This window comes from Streptomyces sp. NPDC127117 (genome assembly GCF_042677325.1).
GTDB lineage: Bacteria > Actinomycetota > Actinomycetes > Streptomycetales > Streptomycetaceae > Streptomyces.
Map to the genome: position 1 here is coordinate 27,326 of NZ_JBHXTM010000049.1, position 13,269 is coordinate 40,594.

The following is a 13,269-nucleotide window of genomic DNA, read 5'->3' on the forward strand; positions in this document are numbered from 1 at the left end:
CTGGCTTTCGGCGCGTTCGGTTCGGGCGGTCAGGGACGGGGGCGGTGTCCGGGACAGCACCGGTCGACGCACTCGTACTCGTGCAGAATCATGCCGACGCGTCCCGTCCACCGCGTGTCGAGATCCCCCATGGAGGCCGCCCCCGCCAGCTCCACACAGACGGACAATGCCGCCCGCTCGTCGATGCCGGAGAAGGACGGATAGCTCGCGTTCACCAGCCCCTGCAACCAGTCCCGCAGCGTCCGGGTCTCGTCCCATCGCGCGAGCTCGATCCTGCGGTGCACGAAGCCCCGCCACAACAGCCACCTGTGCAGACGCTGCCGCTGCCCTTTGGTCCAGTACGGGAAGACCCCGCCGGACATGTCCGCCAGCCGTGCGGTGATCGCCCCCTGCAGCCGGCCGATCCCGGCGGCGGGCGCGGTCTCCAGCTCGACGCGGTAGAACCGGCCGCCCAGAGCCAGTACGCGTTCGACCTCGGTGGCCGCCAGTAACGGCTCCGTGCAGAAGTCGATGCTCTCGTGCTCGACGACCGCATCGAACGAGCCCGTGGCGAACGGCATCGCCATCATGTCGCCGTGCCGCACGTCCAGGCCGTCCCGGCGCCCCGCGTCGATCATCGCGCGCGATGCCTCGATCCCGGTGTAGGAGCCCACGAAGGGCGCGACATTACGTGCGAGCCTGCCGGTGCCCGTGCCCAGTTCCAGGACGCGGCGCGAGCGGAGGAAGTCCTCGGCGAAACCGCGCAGCACATCGTTGAACCGCACCGTCACCTGCCGCGCCGGGGCGTACCGCCGTGCCAGCTCCGGTCCGTAGAGCGCGCCGTCGGGAGACCGTGCCCCGGCGGGCCCGTCCACCGCGATGTGTACGCCGGTGAGGAAACGCTGATTGGCGTCGAACCAGCCGACGCACTCCAGAGCCGCCCGCACCGTCATCCGCTCGGACCGGGCGTGCCCTGCCAGCTCCGGGGGCAGGCCACCGAAAGCGAGGGTGCAGCCGTCGTCCCCGCCCCGCAGTCGTACGTACGTGCACGCGGCGATCAGCGCCGCCGTCTCGTCGGCGGTGATCGGTTCGTCCGGCCGGGCGGCCGAGTAACGCGCCGCCACGTCGGCGACCGGGGGCAGGACCCGCTCCGTCAGCGACCCCAGCGTCGCGGCCCGCCACGGCGGAACGTAATGGAACCGGCTGTCGCACGGTGGAACGGCAACGCTGTCGCCGGCCTCGCGCACCACATCGATCGCGGCGCTCACCGGCCGGTCCGCCCGTCGGGCGATGCCTTCGGCCCGGCTGCCGGTCCGGTGCAATCCGGCCAGGTGAGGACGAGATTGCCACGTACATCGCCGTCCGCGAGCCGTTTGAGCGCCGCGCGTGCCTCCTGCGCCGGCAGCACATCGTCCACCAGCGGTCTGATGCCGGTCGTACGCATCAACGTCAGCATCCGCCCGTACTCCTCCCTCGTCCCGCTGAAGGAGCCGACGACGTTGATCTGGTGGAAGTAGATCCGGTGCAGCCGGGCAGGCGGCACATCACCCGTCGTCGCGCCCGCGACCACCACGGTGCCGCCGTGCCGGACACTGCGCAGCGTGTGCGTCCACGTCTCCCTGCCCACACTGTCGATCACCGCGTCGACCGGTCCGGGCAGTTCGGCCCCCGGTTCGTACGTGGCGCTCGCCCCCAGTCGGCGGGCCAGGGCCCGCTTGTCGGCGGACCGGCCGGTGACCCAGGTGCGCACGCCGCTCGCCGAGGCCAGGCTGATCAGCGCGGTGGACAGCCCGCCCGCGGCGCCCTGGACGAGTACGGTGTCCCCGGGACGCAGCCCCGCCTTCGTGAACAGCATCCGGTACGCGGGAAGCCAGGTGCACACCAGGCACGCCGCCTCCTCCCAGGACAGGTGGTCCGGGACCGGCAGCAGGCTCCCCGGGGGAGCGGCGACGTACTCGGCGAGAGTGCCCGGCCGGGCACCGACGAGCTGCGCCGCGGGCATCGCCAGCGTCTCGTCACTCATGCCCGGAGGACAATCGAGAAGCGGATACAGCACCACTCTCGCCCCGTCCGGCCGTTGCCCCGCCGCTTCGCAGCCCAGGATGCGCGGGTACTGGTCATGGTTGATCCCGACGCCGCGCAGCGTCCAGAGGTCCTTGTGGTTCAGGGAGGCCGCCCGGACCTCCACCCGCACCCAGCCCGCAGGCACCTCGGGATCGGGGCGGTGCCCGACGACGACAGCGGACAACGGGTCGTCGGGATCGGGGGCGGTTGCGAACACGGCCTTCATGAGTCCTCGTCCCTGGACTGTCCGACAGCGTTACCACGCATATGACTTCCTTCGCGTCGGTGGGACGGAGAGCCGAGCAGCTCGGCCGACGGTACGGTCGCCCGCGCGAACCACATCGCGAATCCGGACAGCACCAGCGCCCGAACCCGCAGGGAGGGCCCGGAACCGCCCGTATCGCAGCGCACGCGCACCTCGTCACCTGCCGCGATGCTGTGCACGCTCCTGGTGTGCAGGCCCCCGCCGTCGTCGATGTCGACGACCACCCGCGCGGACGGGAGCGGGCGCGTACCACCGGCGGGCCGCGTACCGTCACGGAGTTCCGAGCCGGCGGCGGGCCGCGTACCGTCACGGAGTTCCGAGCCGCCGGAGGGCCGCGCACCGTCGTGGAGTCCTGGGCCGCCGGAGGGCCGCGTGCCACCGAAGAGCCGCACACCGACCACCCCCGGCTCCGCCACGGTGATCAGCGGGAACCACTCCCCGTCCGACGACCTCGCCAGGTGTCCGCAGACGTCGCACCGCGCCCAGAAGCACTCCCGGTCGTCCGCCGCCCCCCGGGCCGTGCCCACGCGGACCGGGAGCCCGCACACCCGGCAGGCGCACAGCACCTGTGATCCCGTGGGCCCGAAGAGCAGCCCGGCCTTCATGGCGCGCTCGACGGCCCGGGCCCCGATCGCGGGCACGCTCGCCACGCAGGAGGCCAACTCCCGCTCGAACCGTTCGGCGAGGCCCTCCACCCTGGCGACGCAGCGGGTGAAGTCGGCCCGGACGGTATCGCCGTACAGCGTCCGTTCATTCGCCGCCGACAGCACCGCGGCGGCCCGTACCGCCCAGCCCGAGGCGCTGTCGATCCCGCGGGCGCAGGCGTCCAGCGCCCCGTGCGCGGCAGGGCCTCCCGTCAGACGCAGGGAGACGACCATGCCACGCGCGTCGTCGACCGTGCGCGTCAGCGCCAGCAGCCGCTCCCTGTCCTCGGAAAGACGCGCCAACCCCGCCTCGATGCCCTTGAGTTCGTCGGCCAGCGACGCGACGGCCGCCTTCCGGTCCGGAATGCCGTGGCCGTGCCGCAGCAGGACCGGATCGCCCAGACACAGTGTCCCTGCCGACCGGTCGGCCCCGCCCGGCGCGGCCCCGTCGAGCTGCTCCAGCTCGTGGCCCACGATCGCCCGGCGCGACGTCGGCATGCGGTGGAGCGACCCGCACAGCGTCGCCGCATAGGAACTCGCGAAGGAATCAACGAAGTTGGTCGCGGGCAGACTGCGTCGCCAGTCCGGGACCAGTGCGCCGCACGATCCCAGATGGATCCATACGCAGCGGATGTCGTCGAGCCTGCACAGTCTGAGACCGTGCTGAGCGCACTCGCAGTCCTGCGCGGGGAAGCCGCTCGCACTGTGCGCGCAGACGAACCTGTCGCCGATCTTCACGTGTGATTCATTGCCGTGGCCGTACACGGAGACGCTGTGCACGCCCGCCGCACCGGGGTCGGCGAACTCCGCCGCATCACCCACGACGGACGACGAGTCGGCGGCATCGACGAGGACGTGCTTCCCGGCCCGTGTCCGTCTGGCCAGCGCCATGCGCCGGAGCATGAAGCCCAGTTCCCCGGTGGAGCGTGCCGGCAACACGCCCACCGGGAGGCCGGTCCGGCGCCCGAAGTCCACGATGTCCCCGGCGAGCCGGAGATCGAACCGCTGCCGGGCGACGACCACAAGGACGTACTCCGCCGATGACGGGACCGACCGCTCGGCGGAGCCCCGCCGCCAGTCGTCGGGCGAGATCCGGGCGGCCACACGGCATCCCATGGCGGCCAGGTCGGCATCGCGCGGAAGAAGATCACGGCCCATGACGACCACCGCGCCCTCGGGCCACGCCTGTTCGGCGCCACGCCCGCCCGACCGGGACGCGTACCAGTCCAGCACTTCCTGCTGCCGCTCGTCGGCCGGGCCGGTGGCGGCCCGGTCGGCGGCTCGGTGCGAAGGCCCCACAACACTCCTCCGTGGTCTCTAGATCCCCGGGTGCGGGGCCAGTTCGTCCAGTGAGAGCACCGCCCCGACGTTCTCGTCCGGTACGTCGTCGAACCAGTCGGGGTCGTCCTCGGCGGCGGTACCCGTGGGTTCGGCCGGGCCGGTCGGCCCGTCCGGCCGGATCGGGTCGTGCCGCTCGTCGTCGTGTGCCTGCTCGGCGTCCTTCACAGCGTTCCTCCTCATCGGGCGGATGCCGCCCTTTGCCTGTTGTCGTGCCTGATTGCCCCGCTCGCCCGTCACGGGATCGACGAGCGCTACCCCACGAGTGCGCGGATCCGCTCCGCCAGGTACTCCCCGTACCGGCGGTGTGCTTCCGATGCCAGGTGGATGCCGTCGGCGAGGAAATCGGACTCGTCGACGTCCGGCCACTGGCGCACGTGGTGGACCCTGTTGTCGCCCCACTCCATGACCGACTTCACGGTGGCGTCGTGCACCTTCACCCACTCCGTGACGGTCAGCCCGCCCGGACCCCTGCGGTCGCGATACCGAGGACTCGCCGGTGGCATGAGTACGACCACTTCGCATTCGGGCACGGCGTCGATGACGCGTTTCACGAACCCGAGCATGTTCGTGAGGTACGTGTACCGGTTCAGCGATCCGGTGAGATAGACCATGCCGCCGACCGCCATGGTCAGGTAGCGCGGCCGAAGTTCGGCGATCAGATCCGCGAACACCGGTTCCAGGTGGGTGCCCTTGCCCCGGGCCACCGACACCAGGTCGAGATCGTCGCGCCACCGGCTCGACTGGACGTAGCTGCTCAGAGGCGAGTCCGCACCCATCCCCTGCGACAGCGAACCGCCGTAGTGCACCCACCGCCTCGGGTTCGGGGCCGGCACGGACGCCGTAGCGTCCTCGTCGATGCGCAGACCGATCAGGCGGAACTGGGCATAGAGCGGCAGCCAGAGCTCGACCGGCCGGACCCCGCCGCTCCCGCTCCCGAGGCCGAGTCGCAGGGTCTCCTTCCGCTTGGAGGCCGACAACGCGCGCCGACCGATGCGGCGCCCGTCCACCACCACATCGACGGACTCCAACTGCTCGATGTCCTCGGCGAGTTCGACGATGTTGTCCGGGCACCGCGAGCACAGGTAGTCCAGCTCGATGTGCTCCGCATCCGTCATCAGTACGATGGCCACCCCGGACGGCATCCCCGCCCGTCCGATGCCGCCTTCCGGGAAGTACAACCGGGCCCGGTCGAAGGGCACCCGCCACGGTGCCACCCAGTCCTCGCCCCGCTGCAACGACACCGCCCCGTTGAACCGGAACCCCTCACCACAGGTCAGTGACTTCACGCCCTGCCTCCTCGTCCTAGGTCGATCGTTGTTCCGTCGTGTCCGGAGGCGGCCCACAGCTCCGCGTACAGCCCGCCCGATCCCAGCAGCGACTCGTGCCCGCCGACCTCAAGCAGGCGGCCCCGCTCGACCACTGCGATGACGTCCGCCTGCGCGGCGGTGGCCAGCCGATGGGCGACCAGGACGGTCTTGCGCCCGCTCCGGTCACCGCGCAGGGCGTTGACAACGCTGCGCTCCGATTCCAGGTCCAGTGCTCCGGTGGCCTCGTCCAGCAGCAGGAGTTCGGGGGACGACACGAGCGCCCTCAGTACGGCGACCACCTGCCGCTGTCCGGCGGACAGGGCGGTTCCCCGAGGGCCGATGTCGTAGTCCAGTCCGCCGGGCAGGGAGTCGATCAGTTCGGACACGCCGAACGACCGGACGATCTCCATGATCTCCGCGGGGGACACGCCGGGACGCCCGAACGCGATGTTCTCGCCGACGGATCCGCTGAACAGATGCGCCTCCTGCGGCACGATGGCGGTCCGCAGCCGGTAGTCGCGCAGTGGGATCGCGTCGGCGTCCACGCCGCCGACGCGGATCGTCCCGAGCTGCGGGCGGTAGAACCGTGCCAGCAGCTTGATGATGGTCGACTTGCCCGCGCCCGTCGGGCCGACGACGGCGAGCGACGTCCCCGGCGGAATGTCGAGGACGACGTCCAGCAGCGAATACGGGGCGTCCTCCTGGTACTTGAAGCCGACCCGGTCGAAGCGGATGTCCTTACCGACGCGCGAGGCGCCGGCCGGTGCGCCACCCACCGCTTCCCCGACCGGCTCCCCGACCGCCTTGTCGGCCGCCGTCCCGACCGGCTCCCCGGTCGGTTCCTCGGTCGGTTCCGACAGCAGCCCGTTGACTCGCCGGAATCCCACCCTGGCCTGCTGGGCACTGTCGTAGACCGTCGCGATCTGCTGGATCGGGTAGTACAGCATGGAGAGGTACAGGATGAGAGCGGTGACGGTCCCACCGTCGGCGACGGTCCCGCTGCCGGGGACACCCGCCCCGGACGGCCCGTCCGACGCCAGCACAGAGATCAGCGCCATGTCGAGCGTCAGCGCCACCAGGGGAAAGAACCATGCCACAGCACGCTGCCCGGCCCGGCGCTCGTCGCGGTACGCCGCCGACTTCTCCGCGAACTCCGCGACGATCCGCCCGGTGCAGCCGAAGATCTGCGCCGTGCGGATGCCGTGTGCCTTCTCGTGCAGGTCGGCGTTGACCGCCGCGAGCAGTTCCCTCGCCCTGGGGTACGACCGGGAGACAATGTGTTGGAACACCGCCGTCCCGACCAGCACCACACACCCCGCCCCCGCCAGGACCGGCCAGTGGCCCGGCGCGATCCAGACCACGACCAGGCCGACCCCGAGCACCAGCAACAGGTTGACGACCAGGGACAGCAGACCCGTCTGCACGAACGCGGACAGCGAGTCGATGTCCGCCGTCATCCGGGTCAGCAGCCCTCCCGACCGCACCCGGTCCACATAGGACAGCGGGAGGCGCTGAATGTGACGGAAGCACCGCAGTCGTACGGCGAACAGCACGCGGTCGCACACCAGCGTGGTCGTACGGATCGTTCCCCACCCCGCGACCCAGCTCACCGCGGTGACCGCGAGACCCAGTGCGAACAGCGCCCCGACCGCCGTCACATCGCGCTCCGCCGAGCGCCCGAGAACGGCCCGGGCCACCGCCGGAAGCGTCACGGCGGCGACGACCTCGACGCCGATGCACACGACCGCCGCCAGGGCCGGCAGACGGACCGGCCGCAGCGCCTCCCCGAAGCCGAACGGGCCGTCCCGCCGCCCGCTCCCGAGATCCGACTCCGTGGGCTCGTCCACGACCACGGGCAGACGGGCGGCGTACGCACCGAGCGCCGCCGCCGGATCCCCCTGGTACCCGGCCCGCGCCCGAACCGGCCCGCCGTTCGCCGGCGGCACCCCGCGCGCGCCCCGCTCGCCGCCCGCGATCTCGTCGGCGCCCAGTGTCGGTGTCCCCGTCTCCTCTCCCATCAGGGCCTTCAGCCGCACGGAACGCTGCATGAGCTCCGTGGCGCCACCGTGCTCGACCACGCGCCCGCCCTCGACGACCGCGATCCGGTCGGCGAGCGACAGCACCACCCGCCGCCGGCCGGTCACGACGACGGTGCACCCGTCCCGGAGCCGCCGCCGCAGGGCATCGAGTACCCGCGCCTCCGTCAGGGTGTCCAGGGCGGACGTCGCGTCGTCGAGCACCAACAGGCCAGGTGAGTTGTACAGCGCCCTGGCGAGGGCGATCCGCTGCCGCTCGCCCCCGGAGAGCCGGGCCCCGCCCTCGCCGACGTGGGTCCGGTCCCCGTCCGGCATGCGGCCGAGCATCGTGTCCACAGCCGCGTCGTCGACCGCCGACGCGTACCGGTCGCCGCGGAAATCCCGGCCCAGCAGGATGTTGTCCCTGATGGTGCCGGAGAACAGGAACGGCTCCTGCGCCACCAGTACGGCATCGGGGTCGCCCGGAGCCGCCGCCCTGGAGCCGCCCGCACGGTCCACGAGTTCGACCCGCCCCGAGGTGTGCCGGTACTGCCCCTGGAGCAGCAGCCCGAGGACCGACTTCCCGGCGCCGGCCCGGCCCGCGATACCGAGGCACTCCCCGGGCGCGACCGTCAGGCTCATGCCCCGCAGCACGTCGCGCGCCTCCGGCCCGAGCGTCAGCCCGACATCGGACAGCACCACCCCGAGACCGCCGCCGCGGCGCGCCCGGGAGCCGTCGTCGGCCGTGTCCGGCTCGTGGCCGCCGCTGTCGATGACCGCGTGGATACGGTCGGCGGAGGAACGGGCGAGCGCGGTCGCGGAGACCACCCCGGCCAGCAACCGGACCAGCCCGGTCATGGTGAGCAGGTACGTGGCGAACACGACGAAGGTGCCGACGCCGATATCGCCCCGCAGAGTCATCGCCCCGCCGATTCCGATGACCAGGACGAGCGCGAACTGCGGCAGGGTGATCAGGACGGGGGTGAACACGGAGTTCAGCCGGGCGACGAGCCGGCGCCGCCCGAACAGCGCGGAGGCCAGGGCCCGGAAGCGGCTCTCGACCAGGTCCTCCCGCTGGAAGACCTTCGTGACGGGCAGTCCGGCGACGGCCTCGCCGGTGAACGAGGTCAGGTCGGCGGCGGCCTGCTGGGACAGCCAGGTGGCCGCGTGGATCCGGCGCCTGGAACGGACCACCAGCGCACCCGCGAGCGGCACGGTGACGAGCGTCGCCAGCGCGAGCACCGGGGACAGCACGAACATGACCACGATCTGGACCGTGACATGGCACACCGCCGCGGCCGCCTGCGGGGCCAGGGCCAACAACGCCTGGATCACCTGCAGATCGGTGACCGAACGCGACACCACCTCGCCCCGCCGCAGCGCGTCCTGCTGCTCACCGGAGTAGCGGCACAGGGACGCCAGCAGAGCCACCCGCAGCTCGTGCTGCACCCGCGTCGCCAAGCGGCTCGCGGTCGCGCGCTGGCCGAACTGGACGACGAACCTGAGGACGGCGGCGACCAGGAGCAGGACGAGCGCCCAGCGGGCGACCGCCCGGCCGGTGGCCAGCCCGTCGACCACGGAGCCGATCACCAGCGGCGTGGTGAGATCGATTCCGGCGCCGACCAGCGCGAGCACCACGGCGCAGACCGCCGCCGGCCGCTCGGCGGCCCACGACCTGATCAGCCGCGTCGTCCACGACGGCGACGCCCGCAGTTCCGTACGCACTCCCCGTCGCCCCCGATCCTCTACCGGCCGGCTGCCGTGCGGTCGTCGTCCAGCGGCCACTCGGCGGCCTCCACCCGCGGCTCCCGGCCGATGCGGACGAGCTTCCCCGCGGCGCCGTCGTACACCGGCCAGGGGACACCGCCGGTCGACGGGCCCCTCCCGCGGGCGAAGTCCACGAGCGCCCCCTGGACATGGCGGGCCACCACGATGTCCGCCTCCGACGCGGCGCCGGGGGCGGAGAGATCGAGCAGCAGCGATGCGAGGTCCATGCCGTGCAACGCGCGGTCGGCGTCGGCGAAGCCGTGGTCCGAGGGGACGTGGTCGTACACCTGGTACCAGCACCGGCCGCTGCCCGACGTGGCCTTGGTCCGCAGCAGGTCGTGCGACGGGCGCAGGAACAACTCCTCGTTGATGAACCGCTCGTGGTCGGATCCGTACCGCGCCGACCGGGCCGCCACGGCCCCGGCGCCCCGCGCCACCACGCGCGCCCCGCCCGGCATCAGGCGATCCCACAGACCGGCCTCGTTCGCCGTGTTGGACACCAGGAGGTCGACCTTGCCCGCCGCCCCCGCCCCGATGGCCTCGATCGGGGGACGCGACAGGTGCACGCCGTCCACGACATCCCGGTAGTGCACGATCTCGTGCCGCCTGAGCAGGCGTTCGTGCGCCACCTTCAGGTGCACGTTCGGGACGGAGAGGACTCGCCCGGGGGCGTCGTGGAGGCCCGCGCATTCCAGGAACTCCCGGGCGAACCCGGTGGCCTCGTCCCGCGACACCACGTTCTCGCAGCCGCCGCTGTAGAGCGCCGCCCGCTCGAACAGCCCGTCGGCGGCGCGGCACCCCAGGAGGGAGCCGATGTTGTGCGCCCCCGCGGACTCCCCGAACAGGGTGACGTTGGTGTCGTCGCCGCCGAAGGCTGCGATGTTCTCCTTCACCCAGGCCAGGGCGAGGAGTTGGTCCCGCAGTCGGAGGTTCGCCGTGTCCCGCCCGACCAGGTCGTCCAGGAAGAGGTGACCCCAGCACCCCAGACGGAAATTCATCGTCACCACGACGACGCCGTGGCTGCGGCTGAGTACCTCCGGGTGTCTGCCGGGCATGTTTCCCGACCCCGCGACCTGCATGCCCGGGTGGAACCAGACGAGAACGGGAAGACGCGCACGTCCGGGGTCCGGTGTGTACACACTGAGGTTCAGGCAGTCCTCCTGCTCCGGGACGGCGGCACGCGCGAAACCGAAATCCCGCAGGCTGCCGGATGTCCGGTCGTAGACGGGCGGGAGCTGCCAGGACATGCTGCCGTGACGCAGTGCCGGCCGCACCCGGTCCCAGGGACGCGGCCGCACCGGGACGGCGAACCGGCCGCCGTCGGGCGGGACCGTTCCGTAGGGGACACCCCGCCACAGGGCGAAGCCGGACGGCCGCAACTGCACCCCGCCGACCTCGCCGGCGGTGGTCGCCCGCACCACGGGGACCTTCTGCCCCTCCCGGCCGTTCCCCATCAGTAGATCCCCTCGACTACCCGGCTGCCCTCGAACTCCGCCATCGGTACTACGTCCGCGACCGAATCGCCCCGCCACTCCTCGCCCCGGCACACGCGCACGGCCAGATCCCGTTCCAGGTTGTTCGGCAGGAACATGTCCCGCGTGACCGTGTGCATCAGCACCTGGCCGCGTGCCCCGTACGGCACGGGCCTGCGCGTGTCCGGGGCGACGACACGGAGGAACAGTTCGGGGCCGACCGGGTCGAACACCGGAAGGTCGTCGGACGCCGTCGACCGCCTGAGCAGCGCCCGGGTGCCGGTGATCGAACTCGCGTAGGTGGCGACGAATGCGGCGTCCGGGAACACCAGTCGCGCGTACTCGTACAGTTCCTCGCGCGTCATGCGCGCCCCGCCCCAGGTGATGACCCGCACCGTGGCACGCACCCGTTCCGCCAGTTCCTCCGACCGCGCCAACGCGCGCAGCAGCGGAGGGGTCACCAGCAGATGTCCGACATGCTGTGTGCGCAGTACGTCCCGGGCCTGGGCCAGGACGTGCTCCACGTAACGCTGCCGCACCTCGGCCCCGATCCCGGACTTCACCCACCGCGGATCGATGTCCACCTGGAGGTAGGGCACGCGCAGCCGCCGCGCCCACCGCCGCTGCCAGTTCCCCGCGAGGTGGGGGCCGGTCGGGAACAGCGACAGCATGGTGTGCCCTTCGGCCTCCGGCACGTACGCGCAGTACATGTCGACCAACTGCTCGATCCGGGTCCGCGACAGGACGGCGCGCTTCGGCCTGCCGGTCGTGCCGCCGGACTCCACCACGTAGGGCGGGGGTTCCGCCGCCAGCCCCCGGGGGACCAGATCCTCGACCCGGACCTCGCGCAGCTCGTTCACCCGGGACGGGAACCGGCGCAGGTCGTCGAAGGTGTGGATGTCGGCGACCGGGTCGAAGGGCAGTGCGCTGCGATGTCCTACCCAGAACCGTGACCCGGTCTCCTCGCCGAAATGCCAGCGCAGCATCCGGGACAGGTACTCCCGCAGCTCCCGCTCGGAAGCGGGCGTCGCGATCACGTCAGACATGGACCATCCCCGTCCCGTCCGTGTGGACATCGGCTTCGGACACCGACTCCGGCTCACGCGGTACCCGGCAGTTCTCCCGGGGGCCGACCCGGACGGCCCCCGTCACCAGCTCCACCGCCTCCCCGCTGTCGAGCCCGTCGCGGTGGAACACCTCGGCGAGGACGTCCCCCTCGGCCACGCGCGCTCCCAACTGTCTGGTGAGCCGGATCCCGGCGTGCGGGTCGATGACGTCGTCCGCGAACACCTTGCCCGCCCCCAGCTTCAGCGAGGCCCGTCCGATGCCCAGCGCCGAGACGTCGGTGACCCAACCGGCCCTTCGCGCGAGCACCGCCGTCCGCGCCTCCGGTCGCCAGTACCCGCCCCCGCCGAGCACCGGCCCGGTGTCGCCGCCCTGCGCCGTCAGCATCCGGACGAAGCTCGACAGCGCGGCCCCGGAGCCGATCGCCGCCCGCAGCCGGTCCCGGATCCTGTCCTCGGGTTCGTCCGGATCGGCCGCCCGGACCATCTGTACGGCGAGGGCCTCGCACTCCGCCGCCAGCCCGCGGTCACCGCTTCCGCGCAGGAGCCCGACCGCCTCGTCGACCTCCGCCGCGTTGCCGACGGCCGTGCCCAGAGGGACGGAGCCGTCGCTGAGCACCGCCCGGCAGCGCAGGCCGAACTCGCCGCCGAGCCGGACCAGAAGCCCCGCCAGCCGGTGCGCCGCCCCGTGGTCGGGAACCAGCGCCCCGGCTCCGTACCTGACGTCGAAGACGACCGCGTCGGCACCGACCGCCACCTTCTTGCTGACGATGCTCGCGGCGATCAGCGGCGCCGACCGGACACAGCCGCTCACCGACCGCAGGTCGTACGTCGCGGTGTCACCGGGCACGAGTTCACCGGAGAAGGACCCGATGACGACGTCGTCCGCGGCGAGTCGCGCGGCCAGCTCCGCCCCGGTGAATTCGAGCCGGAGCCCCGGCACGCTCTCCAGCTTGTCGATCGTTCCCCCGGCGATGCCGAGCCCCCGTCCGCTCAGCTTGCAGACCCGGACTCCGAGCGCGGCCACCAGCGGCACGACCACCAGCGTCGTCTTGTCGCCGATGCCACCTGTGCTGTGCTTGTCCACAACGGTCCGCCCGCCGCCGCGGACCCTTGCCCCCCGTCGGTCCGGGCCGAGATATGCCCTGGTCAGGGCCACGGTCTCGGTGAACCGCAGTCCTCTCGCCGCGATGGTCGCCAGCCAGGCGGACAGCTGGTAGTCGGCCAGCCGGCCCGTCCGGTGGAGGCCGAGAACGGCCGACGCCCGTTCCGTGGTCAGAGCCTCGCCGTGGCGAAGCCGCTCGATGTGCTCCAGGGCGTCGTCGACGCCGAACATCTCTGTCATCGTCGG

General features: G+C 72.2%; 9 protein-coding genes. All 9 read right to left on the bottom strand.

From position 1 onward, the window contains the following. Nucleotides 1–29 precede the first annotated feature (29 nt). On the bottom strand, nt 30–1,247 hold the full coding sequence (locus ACFVH0_RS31810; protein WP_385825870.1) for a class I SAM-dependent methyltransferase: 1,218 nt from the start codon (nt 1,245–1,247) through the stop codon (nt 30–32). Next, entirely contained in the window at nt 1,244–2,269 is a 1,026-nt protein-coding gene (locus ACFVH0_RS31815; RefSeq protein ID WP_385825872.1) for a zinc-binding dehydrogenase, read from the bottom strand. Before ACFVH0_RS31815 ends, ACFVH0_RS31810 begins: the two co-directional genes overlap by 4 nt. Continuing rightward, the gene (locus ACFVH0_RS31820) at nt 2,266–4,251 is read right to left on the bottom strand and encodes a hypothetical protein (protein WP_385825874.1); all 1,986 of its coding nucleotides are present in this window, start codon (nt 4,249–4,251) and stop codon (nt 2,266–2,268) included. Before ACFVH0_RS31820 ends, ACFVH0_RS31815 begins: the two co-directional genes overlap by 4 nt. Nucleotides 4,252–4,269: 18 nt before the next feature. Continuing rightward, nucleotides 4,270–4,458 carry a hypothetical protein gene (locus ACFVH0_RS31825; RefSeq protein ID WP_385825876.1) on the bottom strand — a complete coding sequence of 63 codons (189 nt, stop codon included), beginning with the start codon at nt 4,456–4,458 and terminating at the stop codon, nt 4,270–4,272. A gap of 86 nt (nt 4,459–4,544) precedes the next feature. Next, entirely contained in the window at nt 4,545–5,579 is a 1,035-nt protein-coding gene (locus ACFVH0_RS31830; RefSeq protein WP_385825878.1) for a hypothetical protein, read from the bottom strand. Continuing rightward, complete coding sequence (locus ACFVH0_RS31835) at nt 5,576–9,340, bottom strand: ABC transporter ATP-binding protein (RefSeq protein WP_385825879.1); 3,765 nt, start codon at nt 9,338–9,340, stop codon at nt 5,576–5,578. The genes ACFVH0_RS31830 and ACFVH0_RS31835 overlap by 4 nt, the downstream gene beginning before the upstream one ends. 20 nt (nt 9,341–9,360) lie before the next feature. After that, nucleotides 9,361–10,836 carry a carboxylesterase family protein gene (locus ACFVH0_RS31840; RefSeq protein WP_385825881.1) on the bottom strand — a complete coding sequence of 492 codons (1,476 nt, stop codon included), beginning with the start codon at nt 10,834–10,836 and terminating at the stop codon, nt 9,361–9,363. Continuing rightward, complete coding sequence (locus tag ACFVH0_RS31845; protein WP_385825883.1) at nt 10,836–11,900, bottom strand: phenazine antibiotic biosynthesis protein; 1,065 nt, start codon at nt 11,898–11,900, stop codon at nt 10,836–10,838. Before ACFVH0_RS31845 ends, ACFVH0_RS31840 begins: the two co-directional genes overlap by 1 nt. Next, on the bottom strand, nt 11,893–13,263 hold the full coding sequence (locus ACFVH0_RS31850; RefSeq protein WP_385825885.1) for a thymidine phosphorylase: 1,371 nt from the start codon (nt 13,261–13,263) through the stop codon (nt 11,893–11,895). The genes ACFVH0_RS31845 and ACFVH0_RS31850 overlap by 8 nt, the downstream gene beginning before the upstream one ends. Nucleotides 13,264–13,269 lie beyond the last annotated feature (6 nt).

What these genes read in the sequence shown, in the direction of transcription:
- ACFVH0_RS31815 (WP_385825872.1), bottom strand. Translation starts at nt 2,269, where the DNA reads ATGAAGGCCGTGTTCGCAACCGCCCCCGATCCCGACGACCCGTTGTCC.
- ACFVH0_RS31840 (WP_385825881.1), bottom strand. Translation starts at nt 10,836, where the DNA reads ATGGGGAACGGCCGGGAGGGGCAGAAGGTCCCCGTGGTGCGGGCGACC.
- ACFVH0_RS31845 (WP_385825883.1), bottom strand. Translation starts at nt 11,900, where the DNA reads ATGTCTGACGTGATCGCGACGCCCGCTTCCGAGCGGGAGCTGCGGGAG.
- ACFVH0_RS31850 (WP_385825885.1), bottom strand. Translation starts at nt 13,263, where the DNA reads ATGACAGAGATGTTCGGCGTCGACGACGCCCTGGAGCACATCGAGCGG.